The following is a 15,163-nucleotide window of genomic DNA, read 5'->3' as shown; positions in this document are numbered from 1 at the left end:
TCATGGCAGATAAGAGCTTCCTCAGCTGGCCTTTCTTTGAAGATAAGCACCGCGAGCTTTCAGATAATCTTGAAAGCTGGTGTGGAAAAAACCTGCCGGTTGATCATTCTAACGTGGATGAGGCCTGCAAGAAACTTGTCGCCGATCTTGGGGAAGCTGGGTTCCTGACCTATTCTGCAATTGATCCGGACAAGCCGGCGCCGTTGGATGTCAGGTCTCTCTGTCTTATTCGGGAGACATTGGCCCGCCATGATGGTCTGGCTGATTTTGCCTTTGCCATGCAAGGACTTGGCACTGGTGCAATCAGTTTCTTTGGAACGCCTGAGCAGCAGGAATGGTTGCATAAAACACGGGCAGGTAAAGCGCTTTCAGCCTTTGCTTTGTCAGAGCCCAAATCCGGATCAGACGTTGCCAATATGGATATGACGGCGACGCTGGATGGGGATCACTACGTCCTGAACGGTGAGAAAACCTGGATTTCCAATGGCGGGATTGCAGATCTTTACTGCGTTTTTGCCCGTACGGGCGAGGCACCCGGCGCCAAGGGGATTTCAGCCTTCGTGGTGCCTGCGGATCTGGACGGTTTCTCTATCAAGGAACGTCTGGAGGTTATTGCACCTCATCCGTTGGCAACGTTGAAATTCGATAATGTGAGAATTCCAAAATCCGCCCTGATCGGCAAGGCTGGTGAAGGTTTCAAGCTCTCCATGTCGGTGCTTGATGTGTTCCGCTCAACAGTGGGCGGGGCGGCGCTTGGCTTTGCCCGGCGGGCGCTTGAAGAAACTGTGAAACGGGTTCAGGACAGGTCTTTGTTTGGTGCGCCGCTATTTGATCTGCAGATGGTGCAGGGGCACGTGGCCGAGATGGCGCTGGATGTGGATGCGGCGGCCTTATTGGTTTACCGGGCGGCCTGGACGAAAGATATGGGCGCAGCCCGGGTGACCCGGGAAGCTGCCATGGCGAAACTTTATGCGACCGATAAGGCGCAGGAAGTCATTGATAAAGCTGTCCAGCTGCATGGCGGAGATGGCGTGAGAAAAGGATCAATTGTCGAGGGGCTCTACCGGGAGATACGGGCGCTTCGCATTTATGAAGGGGCATCAGACGTGCAAAAAGTCGTCATTGCCCGGCAAACACTATCAGGAGGATAAGCTGATGGGTCTGCCAACTAACAGGAGTGGAGTTAAAAATGCTGGGACCAACTGCGCACGAGGACAGTTTTACGCGCGATAACCTGCCGCCTGAAGATCAGTGGCCGGAGTTCCGCTTGGACGGGTTTGACTATCCTGACTACCTGAATGCCGGGGTCGAGCTGACCGATGGCATGGTGGAAAAGGGATTTGGGGACCATACAGCCCTGATCGGGAATGGTCGCCGCCGGACCTATAAGGAGCTAGCTGACTGGTCTAACCGACTGGCCAATGCGCTGGTTGATGATTACGGCTTGAAGCCTGGAAACCGTGTGATGATCCGGTCTGCCAATAATCCGGCGATGGTTGCCTGCTGGCTGGCAGCCACCAAGGCGGGCGCGGTTGTTGTGAATACCATGCCGCTACTGAGAGCAGGAGAGCTTGGCCAGATTATCGATAAAGCCGAGATTTCCATGGCGCTTTGTGATACCCGCCTGATGGATGAACTGGTCTCTGCTGCGAAAGACAGCAAGTTTCTGGAGGCCGTAATCGGCTTTGACGGGACTGCCAATTTTGATGCGGAGCTGGACCGGATCGCCTTGAATAAGCCCGTGAAGTTTGAGGCTGTTAAAACAGGTCGTGATGACGTGGCGCTGCTGGGCTTCACATCCGGCACGACGGGTGAGCCAAAAGCAACCATGCATTTTCACCGGGACTTGCTGGCGATTGCAGATGGGTATGCTGCCGAGGTTCTGGGCGTAACCCCTGAGGATGTTTTTGTGGGATCCCCACCGCTCGCCTTTACCTTCGGTTTGGGCGGTTTGGCAATTTTCCCACTGCGTTTCGGGGCGGCGGCAACCTTGCTGGAAAGTGCATCCCCACCAGAGATGATCAAAATCATCGAGGATTACAAGGCAACGATCTGCTTCACGGCGCCAACAGCCTATCGGGTGATGCTCCGGGCGATGGATGAAGGGGCGGATTTGTCATCTTTGCGGGCAGCGGTATCAGCGGGTGAAACCTTGCCGGGCCCTGTTTATGAAGAATGGCTGGAGAAAACTGGTAAGCCTATGCTGGATGGAATTGGTGCGACTGAAATGCTGCATATTTTCATTTCAAACCGGTTTGGCGATTCCATGCCAGCTTGTACAGGTAAACCCGTTACCGGGTATCAGGCGAAAATTGTGGATGAAAATATGACCGAGGTCCCCCGCGGAGAGGTTGGGTATCTTGCGGTTAAAGGTCCAACAGGGTGCCGGTATCTGGCTGATGAGCGGCAGAAAAAATACGTCCGGGATGGTTGGAACCTGACCGGAGATTCTTTTTATCAGGATGAGGATGGGTATTTTCATTTCGCCGCCCGCTCTGACGATATGATTATTTCATCTGGGTATAACATTGCCGGACCGGAGGTGGAGGCAGCTCTGCTTGCCCATACGGCAGTGATGGAATGTGCGGTTATTGGGGTTCCGGATGAGGAGCGCGGACAGATTGTTCAGGCCCATGTGGTTCTGGTCGAGGGATACGAAGCTGTTGAAGAGACTGTGAAAATCTTGCAGGATCACGTCAAGGCAACTCTTGCTCCCTACAAATATCCACGGTCTGTCAAATTTGTATCGCAATTGCCCAAGACACAGACGGGTAAAATACAGAGATTTCGCTTACGTGAAGGACTGGCGTGAGGATAGGGTAAGGGGAGTAACAGAGAAGTTGCTGTGAACGCAATGTCCGTTGGGTTGGGAGACCTGACGCAGTCCGCTCTTAAAACATGGGAGAGTTAAATTGAAAAAAACGAGTTTTTTGAAAGCAGGTCTTGTAGGCCTGGGAATGTGCCTGGCAGGCACCGCGATGGCGGAGCCTGTTAAAGTCGGCATGATTACAACCCTGACCGGCGGTGGTTCCGGGCTGGGTATTGATGTCCGGGACGGGTTTATGCTGGCTGTTAAACAGGCAGGTAACAAGGATCTGGAAGTGGTTATCGAGGATGACGCCCGTAAACCAGCCCTTGCGGTTCAAATCGCTGATAAAATGATTCAGAGCGAAAAGGTTGATATCCTGACTGGTATCATCTGGTCCAACCTGGCGATGGCAGTTATCCCAAGCACTGTAAAGCAGGGTAAATTCTATATTTCTCCAAATGCGGGTCCATCCGCACTTGCTGGTAAAGGCTGCGATGCCAACTACTTTAACGCAGCGTATCAGAACGATAACCTGCATGAAGCGATGGGTGCTTATGCAACAATGGCTGGGTTTGAAAAAACCTTTATCATGGCGCCTAACTATCCAGCGGGTAAAGACAGTCTGACTGGTTTCAAACGCTTCTTCGAAGGTACAGTGGCAGAAGAAGTTTATACGAAACTGGGCCAGAAAGACTATGCAGCTGAAATTGCCCAGATCCGGGCTTCTGGTGCTGATAGCGTCTTCATCTTCTTGCCAGGTGGTATGGGCATTGCCTTCATGAAGCAGTTTGCTCAGTCCGGTGTTGATATTCCGGTGATGGGTCCTGCTTTCTCCTTCGATCAGGGTATCCTGAAAGCTGTTGGTCCAAATGCGGTTGGCGTGAAAAACTCCTCTCATTGGTCAAAAGACCTGGATAACGATGCAAACAAAGCGTTCGTCAAGGGTTTCCAGGATGAATATGGCCGTCTGCCATCTTTGTATGCCGTTCAGGGCTTTGACGCTGCGAACCTGATCCTGTCAGCTATGGCGAAAGCGGATGTTAATGATAAGGAAGCGTTCCGTGCGGCTTTGAAAGAAGCCAACATCCAGTCACCACGTGGTGCCTTTAAATTTGGCAACAACCAGCATCCAATCCAGACAATTTATGTCCGGGAAGTGATCAAGGAAGGTGACATTTACACCAACAAGATCGTCGGTGTGGCACTGGAAAACCACCAGGATGCCTACGCTAAAGATTGTAAACTGTAATATGTGCTCTCGGAGCCTGCTGACGGGATGTATCCGCAGCAGGTTTCGAACTTCCGAAAGACTTTAATTCAATGACGTCAACACTTCTCATTGAGCAGCTTCTGAACGGTTTGCAGTTCGGAGTGATGCTGTTCCTGATGGCGGCTGGGCTGACCCTGGTTTTTGGGGTGATGGGGCTGATTAACCTGGCCCATGGTGCACTCTACATGGTTGGTGCCTTTGCTTGCGCGACTATTGCTACCTGGACTGGCTCTTTTTGGCTAGGCCTTGCGGCAAGTCTCATCGCGGCAGCGGCAGCCGGTGCAATAGTTGAGATTGCGGTGATCCGAAGATTGTATAAGCGAGATCATCTGGATCAGGTGTTGGCGACCTTTGCGCTTATTCTGATTTTTTCCGAAGGCACGCGGTATGTTTTTGGATCATTTCCGCTGTTCCTGAATGTACCCGAAATTCTCTCAGGTCCGATCACCTTGCCAGGTGGACTGCAGTATCCGCTGTATCGCTTTGGCTTGATAGTTGTGGGATTTGCCGTGGCAATTGGGCTTTATCTGCTGATTACCAAAACGCGGCTCGGAATCCGGATCCGGGCAGGCGAGTCCGATCGGGATATGATTGCCGCGCTTGGAATTGATATTCGTCTTCTCTACACCGTTGTTTTCGCCCTTGGGGCGGCATTGGCTGGATTTGCAGGTGCACTGGTTGGCGCGTTGCAATCGGTGCAGGTCGGCATGGGTGAGCCTGTCTTGATCCTTGCCTTTGTGGTCATTGTGATCGGTGGTATCGGCTCTATTAAGGGGGCGCTGGTTGGCGCCATACTGGTGGGCGTTGTAGATACTCTTGGCCGGTTCCTGCTGCCACTTACCTTTAAACTTTTCATGACTAATTCGGATGCGACGGCTGTCGGATCCGCGCTGGCCTCCATGCTGATCTATATCCTGATGGCCATAATTCTGGTGGTGAAACCCAAAGGACTGTTCCCTGCAAATGGTTAAGTTAAATGTTGAAAATGCCCTGAACGGGGTTCTGTTGCTGGGGCTGTTGGTTATTCCCTTTATCGCCATTCAGATGGATGAGCCGTTCTATGTCACGCTGACGACGCGGGTTGCCATTTTGGCATTGGCCGGTGTTGGACTAAATCTAGCGCTGGGTCTTGGGGGGCTTGTCTCCTTCGGACATGCGGCCTTCTTTGGAATAGGTGGTTATGCACTGGGTATCCTTGCGAGCCATGCATTGAATTATGAGCCACTGATGACATCGCCGTTTGAATTGAATGGCACGACCCAGATGCTAATCCTCTGGCCGGTCGCCATTCTGGCGAGTGGACTGGTGGCTTTGGTTATTGGCTATTTCTCTCTGCGGACCAGCGGTGTCTATTTCATCATGATCACCCTCGCTTTTGCCCAAATGCTTTATTATTTCAGTATTTCGTGGCCGGCATATGGAGGTGAGGATGGACTTTCCATTTATGTGCGAAGCGAGTTTCCCGGGCTTAATACACTTGATCCCATTCAGTTTTTCCTGATCTGTTTCGGCGCATTGATTGTTGGGCTTAGTTTAGTAGCCATCCTGAAAAACAGTCGTTTTGGTGCGGCTCTACAGGCCGCCAGACAAAACGAGGATCGATTGGCTGCGGTCGGTATCAAGGCATTTAACATTCGTCTAACCGCATTTGTGATTTCCGCCATGATCACCGGTTTTGCCGGTGCCCTTTTTGCGGACCTGAACCGCTTTGTAAGCCCCAATATGCTGTCGTGGCATACATCTGGTGAGATTATGATTTTTGTGATCCTCGGGGGCGTTGGGCGGTTGTTTGGACCGGTTGCCGGAGCGGCTCTTTTTATCATTTTCGAATTTATCTTTGGCGGGCTTACAGAGCACTGGATGTTCTTCCTAGGGCTCGTTCTGTTGGCTGTCGTATTATTCGCCCGGGGTGGCCTGATCGGATTTATTGCAGGGAAACAAAGCCATGACTGAGTTGTCAGAAACTGTCCTGCAGATTGAAGGACTGAACAAAACCTTCGGTGCGCTCAAGGCAACCGATGACGTTACTCTGGATCTGCGAAAAGGCGAGATCCATGCCTTAATCGGTCCAAACGGGGCGGGAAAATCAACCTTGATCAAGCAGATTTGCGGGGAGATTGAACCGGATTCCGGCAGTATCAAATTTGAAGGTAAAAATTTGAAGGGGCTTGGTGTTGCGGATCGGGCTCAGGCTGGGCTTGGTCGGACATTCCAGGTATCTTCCCTCGCGCTGGAGTTTTCTGCCCTTCGGAACGTGATGCTGGCCGTGCAATCCAAGGCGGGCAGCAGCTTCAAATTCTTTAAACCTGTCATGAAAGATCAGGCGTTGATCAGTGCAGCGGAAGCCATGCTGGAGCGGGTGGACCTGAAAGATCGAAAGGACGTTCCGGCTGCGGAACTATCCCATGGTGAGCGGCGGAAGCTTGAAATTGCCATTGCACTCGCCCTGAAACCCAAGGCTTTCCTGTTGGACGAGCCGATGGCGGGAATGGGACCTGAAGGCTCCAAACAGTTAACCGGCTTTCTGGCGGATCTGAAGGATGAGGCGCCGATCCTGCTCGTGGAGCATGATATGGATGCGGTGTTTGCGCTGGCCGACCGGATTTCTGTGCTGGTGTACGGAAGTGTGGTTGCAACAGGTACGGTCGATGAGATCCGGAATAATCCGATCGTTCGCGAAGCCTATCTGGGAGAAGAAGTATGACCGATCTTCTAACGGTAACAGGTCTTGAGACATTTTATGGCCCCTCCCAGGCGCTGTTTGGGGTGGATCTGAAAGTTGGCGAAGGTGAAGTTGTTGCCCTGATGGGCCGCAATGGCATGGGAAAAACAACGACCATTGCCTCGATCTGTGGGCTGGAAGCTTACGCGAACGGGAAGGTGACTTTTAAGGGCAAGGACCTAACCGGCTTGCCATCCTTTAAAATTGCCCGGCTGGGTGTGGGGTTGGTACCGGAAGGCCGACGGTGTTTTCCGAACCTCACGGTCTATGAAAACCTGATTGCCGCAGCGCGCCCAGGTCAATGGAGCCTTGAGAAAGTCTATGAGTTTTTCCCTCGGCTTAAAGAGAGAAGAGACCAGTATGCCAACACCCTGTCCGGCGGGGAGCAGCAGATGCTGGCTATCGGGCGGGCGCTGATGACCAACCCGGATCTGTTGATGCTGGATGAAGCGACCGAAGGACTTGCCCCGGTGATCCGCCAGGAGATCTGGCAAGCGGTTCGAAACCTGAAATCAACGGGTCAATCCATTTTGATTGTTGATAAGACCCTGTCCGAATTGCTGCCCATTGCCGATAACTGCTTCATCCTGGAAAAGGGTGTCACGGTCTGGTCAGGAAAACCGGATCAGCTTACCAGTGATCTGGAAGATCGGTATCTGGGAGTTTAGTGATGATCCATTTTTCCCTGACCCGAAAAGTCCAGTTTCAGCATTGTGACCCGGCCGGGATCGTTTTTTATCCGCGCTATTTTGAAATGGTCAATTCCACGGTTGAAACCTGGTTTGAAGAGGATTTGAACGCGTCTTACGCGGATATTCATATGAACCGGGATCTGGCGGTTCCAACCGTTCATATCGAGACAGATTTTAAAGCTCCAAGCCGGCTCGGTGATCTTTTGATCCTGGAGCTGGAAGTGATCAAACTTGGCGGAAGTAGTTTGAAGTTGCAAGTGACCTGCCGGTGTGACGATGAGATCCGCTTTACCTCCGAACTGACTGTTGTGTGTGTCAGTATTTCTGATATCAGTCCTAAACGCTGGCCCGATGATATTCGCGCGGCCATTGAAAAAAGAGTGAAAGAAACCCCATGACTTTAGAGACTATTCATCCAGAAGGCTGGAAAGCAGCCAAGGGCTACGCGAATGGAATGGCGGCCAGTGGCGGAAGAACCGTTTATGTAGGGGGGCAAATTGGCTGGAATGCAGATCAGGTGTTCGAAACACAGGATTTTATCGGCCAGTTTGAGCAGACACTCAAGAATATTCTCAGCGTCGTCGAGGCTGCAGGTGGCAAGGCAGAGCATATTGCCCGGCTGACCTGGTATATCACGGATAAAAAAGAATATCTGGCACGGCAGAGGGAATGCGGTGAGGCTTATCGCCGTGTCATGGGACGTCATTTTCCGGCCATGGCCGTTGTTCAGGTTGTAGCCCTGATGGAGGATGAAGCCTTAATTGAGATTGAGGCAACTGCCATTATCCCCTGAATTCTGAAGGGAGAGTGCGTCAAATGATGACTGAATGGGGGCGCTTCGGTGTTTAAGAGCGTTTTTTCTGATTAAGTCACGCATTTGTTTTCTCCACATATCTTGGAAGGGTAATTTGGAAAGTCGTTCCTCTTCCAGGTTCACTTTTGAGTTCGATTGTTCCTTCAAGAATATTATTGACCATGTTCTGAACAATACTGAGCCCTAGTCCGGAATTTCTTCCAATTACCTGGGTTGTGAAAAAGGGCTCAAAAACCATAGATTGTTTTTCTGTTGGGATCCCCATTCCGTCGTCTTTGATTTTTAGCTGAATATGAGACAACGGCTTTTCCGGATCTGGATTGGCTTTAATCAATATCCGTCCAGATTGTCCCTCTGCAAAAGCATGTTTTCTGGCATTCTCAATAAGATTAATTACCGCCTGGCTGATGGCGGCGGGATAGCTATCCATTGTGAGATTGCCAGAATAATCCTGTATCAAATCGATGTTCTCACGGTCCAAAATAGGGCCGAAAGAGGAAGTGATATTCTTCAGGGATTGCCCCAAATTGAATTTTTGCCGTTTGATGTTGCTCTGATGGTTTGCGGTCTGTTGAAAGTTGTCCAGCAAGGATCTGGCTCGCTGGATATTATTTTCGATGATCTTGGTGCTGGAAGACAAAGCTTGTTGAAGGTGCTCTAATGATTGCTGATCTTGTTCTGAGCTGATAGCTATATCCCTTAAATCCTTGATAAGGTCCCGTGTTACGGAGTTGGCTGAATAGACGTTTCCAAGAGGTTGCTTGAGCTCATGGGAAACACCTGCGACCAGTCGGCCAAGTGACGCCATTCGATCTTGAGCAAGATACTGTCTTTCAATTTTCCTTTTGGCCATTTGTTCCTGCAGGCGGTTCCTGATTGCCCAGTGGAGCAGATAGGACATCAACGCCCCGAAAAACATAAGCAGCACGAGAAGCGCGATTGATATTGTATTAATTGTTGTCCAAAAGGTTGGTTTTTGGAAAGACGCCAAAAGTATGTAAGGCCCGGTTTGATCTGTTTGTGTTGCGAAAGCCTGATCGTCCAAAATGGTTGCTAAGCCTAGGGAATGCGATGTGTAGTGGGTCTTGTCTTCTAAAAAACTTCCATTGAGCCTTTCGTTGATTTTTGTCCATAGACCAGGCTGCATTTTTGCTAAATTCTGGTCTGGATTGATCTGCGCCCCGAAAAGTTTGTTTCTATCCTTTCCAGCGACCCAGAAGCCGTTTGAATCAATTAGCTCAGTTTCGACATGTGGATCAGTCCGATTTTCAAATTTTGTCAGCACTTTGCCGATATCAAAGTTGAAAATAAGATAGCCTAGCAGTCTATCCTGTTGGGAGTAGATGGGCGTGGATAGTCGGACTGTTTTCGTCCACGGCTCCTCAACCTTTCCAAACTCTTCATTAAGGTCGATTGGAGAGATGTAAATTTCATTTGGCAGGAGTGTTTTGCTTTTCACGAAGTAATATCGGTTGGACTTGTCCTGCAATTGACGTTGGTTAATCGTCGTCAGTTTTCCACTTTTTCTCTGGATGCGTATTACTTCAAATCCTTCGGTGCTGAGAATTCGCAGCTGTGTAATTTCACTTAATTTTCGACCGATTAGTTTTAGATAAGTAACGGTTGCGTCTGGATCCACCTGATAATTCTGAATTAGGGAGGTTTCCGCCGCAACCTTCAGATAAATCCCGCTTGTTCGAAACCAATCAGTCAGTGATAGATTAAGTTCGGAAAGTTTCTGGATGGCCTGACTTTTTCTAACTCTATAAGTGTCCTGTTCACTCGACTTGATCCAGCTGAACCACAACCCTAGGCAAACCAATAAGGTTATCAGTATTGTAGCAAAAGATTTTGCGCGGGAGACAAGCATTACGTTCACCACTCAGGGTTCATTGAATTTGGGATGCTTGACGGGGCTGTGAACAATCGCGTGGCGAGCGGAACTCCTGTTGCCCTGGATAGATGGCGAGGAGTACAGGGTCTGCTTTGCTGTACGTTTCGAATATTATTATTTGTGCTTTTGCTCATCCATCAAACTTTTTTTAGTTTAGGAATTTGGGTTTGCTGTTGGTCGTGATCCCTCAATGACCACTTGCTGTGGAAAAAGGTCTAACACTATATTCGACATTACTTATATTGATTTGTTTCATTTTGTGGCTTAAATTGCAATAAAAAAATTACATAATATTACATATTGTGGGGATCGCTTAGAGGTGGGGGAAAGCGACATAGATCACAAAGAGTAATTTATTTTCAGGCAAGATTTTAAGCCTGTGTAAAGTGTCACTTGTTTGGAAACCAACAAGATCATAACATTGAGGTCTTCTGAAAAGCCATTATGACTGGCGTGCGGACAGTTCAGTAGTCCGCCTTAGATTTGGTGATGGAGTTTTTCCATGAGTGTTAAGTTCAAATTTCTGCTGTTGGCAGCAGGTCTTTTTCTGATTGCAGCTTGTGAGGAGCAAGGTGGTAGCGCAGATGCAGGCAAAGCTGCCCCTCAACAGCCGAGGGCAACACAGGTTGGTTTCATTTCTATGGAAGCGCAGACAGTCAATTTGGTTTCGGAAATGCCGGGAAGGACTGTGGCGTTTCGGATGGCAGATGTGCGCCCGCAGGTGGATGGTCTGATAAAGGATCGAAAATTCACAGAAGGCAGCTTCGTTGAAGCTGGGCAGGAACTATACCTGATTGACCAAGATCGGTATCAGGCGGAACTGGATGCGGCCCTTGCCCGGCTAGCAAGTGAACGGGCAAGTCTGGATCTGGCGACAAAGACCCGGGCCCGGTATGAGAAACTCCTGAAATCAAAGGCGGCGAGTGCGCAAGCTTATGATGACGCTGTTGCTGCTGAAGCGCAGGGAAAAGCAAGTGTTGCTGCCGCGCGCGCATCTGTTGATCGAGCGCGTATTGATCTAAACTATACCAAGGTGACAGCGCCCATCTCCGGTCAAATAGGCGCATCGTCCTATAGTGAAGGGGCATTGGTTACTGCTAGTCAGGCAAATTCGCTGGCGACTATTACCCAGCTTGATCCCATTTATGTGGATGTAACTCAAGCGGGGGGCAAACTTCTGCATTTGCAGGAAGCTATTTCCTCCGGCCGGGTCGAAGGCGTTAAAAAAGACGAGATCGAGGTCCGGCTCATTCTGGATGCGACTGGGCAGGAATATCCCCTCAAAGGAAAACTGCAGTTTTCCGAAGTCACCGTCAATGAGACCACAGGAACAGTCCGGCTTCGCGCTGTTTTTCCCAATCCGGATCATGTGTTGCTGCCAGGAATGTTCGTTCGGGGCTATGTAGGACAGGGCCGGGTCGACGGTGCCTTTTTAGTGCCGCAGAAATCGGTCATGCGGGATCAAAGCGGTAGTGCTTATGTTTATGTGATCGATGCCGAGAACAAAATTGCTAGCCGCCCGATCCTTATTGAACAGGCTCAAGGTCAAAACTGGGTTGTTTCCAATGGTTTGGAAACCGGCGACAAGCTGGTCGTTGATGGGTTGCAACGAATTGCTCCCGGTTCCGTAGTGGCGCCGGTTGATGTTCAGGCAAATGCGGCCTCTGATGGTAAAACGAATAGTTAAGGGCGAAGATCATGGCTAAGTATTTTATTGATCGCCCTGTTTTTGCGTGGGTGATTGCCCTCGTGATTATGCTGGCAGGTGCTCTTTCGATCCTGCAGCTGCCGATCGAGCAGTACCCACCAATTGCGCCGCCAAAAGTTGAGATCAGGGCAACCTATCCCGGTGCATCTGCTCAGACAGTGGAAAATACGGTTACGCAGATCATTGAGCAGGAAATGAACGGTCTGGACAATCTGCGTTACATTTCCTCAACCAGTGACGCGACTGGATCAGTAACGATTGCCCTCACCTTCAATGCGGAGGCTGATCCGGATATTGCTCAGGTGCAGGTGCAGAACAAGTTGCAGGCTGCGACCGCGTTGTTGCCAACTGAGGTGCAACAGCAAGGAATTACGGTCAGCAAGTCAACAGGTACCTTCCTGATGGTTATTGGCTTTGTATCCAATGACGACAGCCTGAGCCGGGGTGATCTTGCCGATTTTGTTGTAACAACTTTGAAAGATCCAATTGCCCGCGTGGATGGGGTTGGCTCCGTTCGGGTGTTCGGCTCCCAACATGCCATGCGGATCTGGCTCGATCCAAATAAACTGGTCAGCTATAATTTGACGGTCGGGGATGTCAGAAGTGCGATCAGAGCCCAGAATACGGAAGTATCCGCAGGCCAGATTGGCGGTACGCCTTCAGTTTCAGGGCAACAGATTAATGCTACCATTACCGCCCAGAGCCGGCTTCAGACCACCGAAGAATTTGCCAATATCCTGCTTCGGGTAAACACAGATGGATCCCAGGTACGTCTTGGTGATGTTGCACGGGTTGAAATCGGGGCGGAGAGTTATGCAACCGCCGCCCGATATAATGGGCAGGATGCGGTAGGTATGGGCATCGACCTTGCGACAGGTGCTAATGCATTGGATACCGCTGAATTGGTCCGCAAGCGGGTTAGTGAACTGCAAGCTTTCTTTCCGGCTGGCGTAGAGGTTGTCTACCCTTACGATACGACCCCGTTTGTCGAAATTTCCATTCAGGAAGTGGTGAAAACCTTATTTGAGGCGGTGGGTCTTGTGTTCCTCGTGATGCTTCTCTTCCTGCAGAATATCCGGGCGACCCTGATACCGACCATCGCGGTACCTGTGGTTCTTCTGGGCACTTTTGGCATTTTGGCGGCCTTTGGTTTCTCTATCAACACGTTGACCATGTTTGCCATGGTTTTGGCTATTGGTCTTCTGGTGGATGACGCGATTGTTGTGGTGGAAAATGTGGAGAGGGTAATGGCTGAGGAAGGCCTCTCGCCCCGCGAAGCAACCCGAAAATCCATGGGACAGATTACGGGTGCATTGATCGGGATTGCGCTTGTACTCTCGGCTGTGTTTGTTCCTATGGCATTTTTCCCGGGATCAACCGGGATCATCTATCGCCAGTTCTCAATTACCATTGTTTCGGCGATGGTATTGTCGGTTGTGGTCGCCGTTGTCCTGACGCCGGCGCTTTGTGCCACCATGTTGAAACCGGGGCAGGGGGATCCCCATGCCAAGCGGGGCTTCTTTGGCTGGTTTAATCGGGGCTTTGATTGGACAACCCGCTTTTATCAGGGCAGTGTTCGGCATGTGCTCAACCGCAAGATCCGGTATCTGGTTGTGTATGGCATAATTGTTGGGGGCCTTGCCTTCATGTACAGCAAGCTTCCAACCTCCTTCCTGCCAAACGAGGATCAGGGGATCATGTTCTCCATGGTTCAGTTGCCATCCGGGGCGTCCCAGGAGCGGACCATTGAGGTTCTGAAGAAGCTGGAAACCCATTTCATGGAAAATGAAAAGGAAACTGTTCAGGGTCTCTTCACCGTTGCCGGTTTCAGTTTTGCGGGGAGTGGCCAGAATGCGGGTATTGCCTTTATTAACTTGAAAGACTGGTCGGATCGAACAAAACCAGGCCAGGATGTGCAATCGGTCGTGGGACGCGCCTACGGTGCATTTGCGCAAATCCGGGAAGCGCGAGCTTTTGCCTTTGCGCCACCAGCGATCCTACAGCTCGGCCGGGCGACCGGTTTCGACATGCAGCTTGTAGATCGGGGCGGGATTGGCCATTCAGCCTTGATGGCAGCGCGGAACCAGCTTCTGGGAATGGCGTCACAAAATCCGCTGGTGGTGGGGGTTCGCCCGAACGGGATGAATGACACACCGCAGTTCAATATCAATATTGATCAGGAAAAAGCGAGCGCTCTGGGCGTGAGTATTGCTGATATCAACCAGACCCTGACGGCCGCTTGGGGCTCTTCCTACGTGAATGATTTCATGGAAAAAGGCCGGGTTAAGAAGGTCTATATGCAGGCCGATGCACCTTATCGAATGATGCCTGAGGATCTGGAACATTGGTATGTACGCAACAAAGATGGGGAAATGGTGCCTATCTCGGCTTTCTCCTCTACTGCATGGAGCTATGGCTCTCCGCGTCTTGAGCGGTTTAATGGCCTGTCGTCCATGAATATTCTGGGTGAGCCTGCACCGGGTGTCAGCTCAGGTGAGGCGATGGCCGCCATGGAGCAGATGGTCAGCCAGCTGCCGCCGGGTGTTGGCATTGAATGGACGGGCCTTTCCTTTGAGGAGCGGGAAGCCGGAGATCAGGCGCCTGCACTTTATACCCTGTCGATGATTGTGGTGTTCCTCTGTCTTGCGGCGCTTTATGAGAGCTGGAGCATTCCGTTTTCTGTGATGATGGTTGTGCCGCTGGGCGTTCTTGGGGCTGTGGCCGCAGCGCTTCTTCGGGAGCTTCCGGATGACGTTTACTTCCAGGTAGCCATTCTGACGACCATTGGTCTGTCGGCCAAAAACGCCATTTTGATCGTGGAGTTTGCCCGGGATCTTTATGAAGAGGGGATGGACTTACTCGCCGCGACGGTTGAGGCTGCGCGTCAAAGATTGCGTCCAATTGTGATGACCTCAATGGCCTTTACACTTGGTGTTTTGCCCTTGGCTGTCAGCACAGGGGCAGGCGCCGGTGCCCGGGTTGCCGTCGGCACCGGTGTGATGGGCGGTATGATCGCCGCAACAGTGCTCGCGATCTTCTTCGTGCCGTTATTCTTCGCACTGGTGGTTCGTCTGTTGGGCCGAAAAAAGCCAGAAACATCTGCCGCTGAACAACCAGCGGAATAGGATGACACTCTGAAACAGAAAAGGCGCCGAATTAGTCGGCGCCTTTTTCGTTGAAGGGAAAACGTGTTTCAAGGAATTTCAAAATGGGATTAGCTGAAAATACAGTATTCTTTTCAGGTTAATCCGTAG

General features: G+C 50.8%; 12 protein-coding genes. 11 read left to right on the top strand and 1 reads right to left on the bottom strand.

All coding sequences use genetic code 11. The annotated features are described in order from the left end of the window. Positions 1 to 2: 2 nt before the first annotated feature. The 9 genes from HH301_RS01605 to HH301_RS01565 all read left to right on the top strand — a co-directional run bounded on the left by HH301_RS01605 (position 3) and on the right by HH301_RS01565 (position 8,286). On the top strand, positions 3 to 1,151 hold the full coding sequence (locus tag HH301_RS01605; RefSeq protein WP_169566329.1) for an acyl-CoA dehydrogenase family protein: 1,149 nt from the start codon (positions 3 to 5) through the stop codon (positions 1,149 to 1,151). A gap of 38 nt (positions 1,152 to 1,189) precedes the next feature. Continuing rightward, complete coding sequence (locus HH301_RS01600; protein ID WP_169566328.1) at positions 1,190 to 2,812, top strand: AMP-binding protein; 1,623 nt, start codon at positions 1,190 to 1,192, stop codon at positions 2,810 to 2,812. Positions 2,813 to 2,957: 145 nt separating this feature from the next. Beyond that, positions 2,958 to 4,058, top strand: a complete 1,101-nt coding sequence (locus HH301_RS01595; protein ID WP_169569456.1) for an ABC transporter substrate-binding protein — start codon at positions 2,958 to 2,960, stop codon at positions 4,056 to 4,058. A gap of 71 nt (positions 4,059 to 4,129) precedes the next feature. Then, positions 4,130 to 5,050, top strand: coding sequence for a branched-chain amino acid ABC transporter permease (locus tag HH301_RS01590; protein ID WP_169566327.1), 921 nt, complete (start codon positions 4,130 to 4,132; stop codon positions 5,048 to 5,050). Continuing rightward, a complete protein-coding gene (locus HH301_RS01585) occupies positions 5,043 to 6,032 on the top strand; it encodes a branched-chain amino acid ABC transporter permease (protein WP_169566326.1) in 990 nt (329 codons plus the stop codon). The genes HH301_RS01590 and HH301_RS01585 overlap by 8 nt, the downstream gene beginning before the upstream one ends. Then, positions 6,025 to 6,783, top strand: coding sequence for an ABC transporter ATP-binding protein (locus HH301_RS01580; protein ID WP_240969429.1), 759 nt, complete (start codon positions 6,025 to 6,027; stop codon positions 6,781 to 6,783). Before HH301_RS01585 ends, HH301_RS01580 begins: the two co-directional genes overlap by 8 nt. Next, positions 6,780 to 7,469: an ABC transporter ATP-binding protein gene (locus HH301_RS01575; RefSeq protein ID WP_169566325.1), complete on the top strand. Its 690-nt coding sequence runs from the start codon at positions 6,780 to 6,782 to the stop codon at positions 7,467 to 7,469. Before HH301_RS01580 ends, HH301_RS01575 begins: the two co-directional genes overlap by 4 nt. Before the next feature lie 2 nt (positions 7,470 to 7,471). Further along, positions 7,472 to 7,891, top strand: coding sequence for an acyl-CoA thioesterase (locus HH301_RS01570; RefSeq protein WP_169566324.1), 420 nt, complete (start codon positions 7,472 to 7,474; stop codon positions 7,889 to 7,891). After that, complete coding sequence (locus HH301_RS01565) at positions 7,888 to 8,286, top strand: RidA family protein (protein ID WP_169566323.1); 399 nt, start codon at positions 7,888 to 7,890, stop codon at positions 8,284 to 8,286. Before HH301_RS01570 ends, HH301_RS01565 begins: the two co-directional genes overlap by 4 nt. Before the next feature lie 76 nt (positions 8,287 to 8,362). On the opposite strand, the gene HH301_RS01560 is transcribed toward HH301_RS01565, so the two are convergent. Continuing rightward, positions 8,363 to 10,177: a sensor histidine kinase gene (locus HH301_RS01560; RefSeq protein WP_169566322.1), complete on the bottom strand. Its 1,815-nt coding sequence runs from the start codon at positions 10,175 to 10,177 to the stop codon at positions 8,363 to 8,365. A 526-nt stretch (positions 10,178 to 10,703) separates the two neighbouring features. On the opposite strand from HH301_RS01560, the gene HH301_RS01555 reads away from it, so the two are divergent. Beyond that, a complete protein-coding gene (locus tag HH301_RS01555) occupies positions 10,704 to 11,888 on the top strand; it encodes an efflux RND transporter periplasmic adaptor subunit (protein WP_169566321.1) in 1,185 nt (394 codons plus the stop codon). A gap of 11 nt (positions 11,889 to 11,899) precedes the next feature. Further along, a complete protein-coding gene (locus HH301_RS01550; RefSeq protein WP_169566319.1) occupies positions 11,900 to 15,034 on the top strand; it encodes an efflux RND transporter permease subunit in 3,135 nt (1,044 codons plus the stop codon). Positions 15,035 to 15,163 lie beyond the last annotated feature (129 nt).

This window comes from Sneathiella limimaris (genome assembly GCF_012932565.1).
In the GTDB taxonomy this organism is placed as follows: domain Bacteria; phylum Pseudomonadota; class Alphaproteobacteria; order Sneathiellales; family Sneathiellaceae; genus Sneathiella; species Sneathiella limimaris.
This window is presented reverse-complemented; position numbering and strand designations above follow the sequence as displayed.

Excerpts from the sequence above, each read along its gene's own strand:
- HH301_RS01605 (WP_169566329.1), top strand. The coding sequence starts at position 3 with ATGGCAGATAAGAGCTTCCTCAGCTGGCCTTTCTTTGAAGATAAGCAC.
- HH301_RS01600 (WP_169566328.1), top strand. The coding sequence starts at position 1,190 with ATGCTGGGACCAACTGCGCACGAGGACAGTTTTACGCGCGATAACCTG.
- HH301_RS01595 (WP_169569456.1), top strand. The coding sequence starts at position 2,958 with ATGTGCCTGGCAGGCACCGCGATGGCGGAGCCTGTTAAAGTCGGCATG.
- HH301_RS01590 (WP_169566327.1), top strand. The coding sequence starts at position 4,130 with ATGACGTCAACACTTCTCATTGAGCAGCTTCTGAACGGTTTGCAGTTC.
- HH301_RS01585 (WP_169566326.1), top strand. The coding sequence starts at position 5,043 with ATGGTTAAGTTAAATGTTGAAAATGCCCTGAACGGGGTTCTGTTGCTG.
- HH301_RS01580 (WP_240969429.1), top strand. The coding sequence starts at position 6,025 with ATGACTGAGTTGTCAGAAACTGTCCTGCAGATTGAAGGACTGAACAAA.
- HH301_RS01575 (WP_169566325.1), top strand. The coding sequence starts at position 6,780 with ATGACCGATCTTCTAACGGTAACAGGTCTTGAGACATTTTATGGCCCC.
- HH301_RS01570 (WP_169566324.1), top strand. The coding sequence starts at position 7,472 with ATGATCCATTTTTCCCTGACCCGAAAAGTCCAGTTTCAGCATTGTGAC.
- HH301_RS01565 (WP_169566323.1), top strand. The coding sequence starts at position 7,888 with ATGACTTTAGAGACTATTCATCCAGAAGGCTGGAAAGCAGCCAAGGGC.
- HH301_RS01560 (WP_169566322.1), bottom strand. The coding sequence starts at position 10,177 with ATGCTTGTCTCCCGCGCAAAATCTTTTGCTACAATACTGATAACCTTA.
- HH301_RS01555 (WP_169566321.1), top strand. The coding sequence starts at position 10,704 with ATGAGTGTTAAGTTCAAATTTCTGCTGTTGGCAGCAGGTCTTTTTCTG.
- HH301_RS01550 (WP_169566319.1), top strand. The coding sequence starts at position 11,900 with ATGGCTAAGTATTTTATTGATCGCCCTGTTTTTGCGTGGGTGATTGCC.